The organism is Pelorhabdus rhamnosifermentans (assembly GCF_018835585.1).
Classification (GTDB): Bacteria; Bacillota; Negativicutes; order UMGS1260; family UMGS1260; genus Pelorhabdus; species Pelorhabdus rhamnosifermentans.
In genome coordinates, this window is record NZ_JAHGVE010000070.1 from 1 (window position 1) to 1020 (window position 1020).

The 1020-nt window shown below is 49.8% G+C and carries 1 rRNA gene; it reads right to left on the minus strand.

What is annotated here, in order from left to right:
* Nucleotides 1–1020 (minus strand): 23S ribosomal RNA (locus tag Ga0466249_RS25760); the annotation flags it as partial.

Below are 1020 nucleotides of genomic sequence, written 5' to 3' on the forward strand. Positions count from 1 at the left end.
CTTAACAAGGGTTTTCCCGCGCACCTTAGAATTCTCTTCCCGCCTACCTGTGTCGGTTTGCGGTACGGGCACCAGTTATCTCGCTAGAAGCTTTTCTTGACAGTGTGGGGTCAGCTCATTCGCCGTAATCTCTTACAGCTATCCGTCACTTCTCAGGCTTCACGTTACCGGGATTTCCCTCGATAACACCCTACAAGCTTAGACGCGATTTTCCATCCTCGCGCGTAACCTACCCTCCTGTGTCACTCCTTCACTCAAACGACTTCTGGTGGTACAGGAATATCAACCTGTTGTCCATCGCCTACGCATACAAGCCTCGGCTTAGGTCCCGACTTACCCTGAGCGGACGAGCCTTCCTCAGGAATCCTTAGGCTTTCGGTGGACAAGATTCTCACTTGTCTTTTCGCTACTCATACCGGCATTCTCACTTCTTATCAGTCCACAGCTCCTTACGGTACTGCTTCTACCCGATAAGAACGCTCCCCTACCCCTTATATCTAACGATATAAAGCCATAGCTTCGGTTCCGTACTTGAGCCCCGGAAATCTTCGGCGCAGAGCCTCTCGACCAGTGAGCTATTACGCACTCTTTAAATGGTGGCTGCTTCTGAGCCAACATCCTGGTTGTTTATGAAGTTCTACATCCTTTGCCACTTAGTACGGCATTGGGGACCTTAGCTGATGGTCTGGGCTGTTTCCCTTTTGACAACGGGTCTTATCACTCGTAGTCTGACTCCCAAGCTTTAAAGTATAGCCATTCGCAGTTTGACAGGGTTCAGTAACCTATATGGCCCTTAGCCCAACCAGAGCTCTACCGTCTATACTTAACACTTGAGGCTAGCCCTAAAGCTATTTCGGGGAGAACCAGCTATCTCCGCGTTCGATTGGCATTTCACCCCTATCCACAACTCATCTCAAAGCTTTTCAACGCTCACGAGTTCGGTCCTCCACGCAATTTTACCTGCGCTTCAACCTGGCCATGGATAGATCACTGCGGTTTCGGGTCTACAACATCTAACTA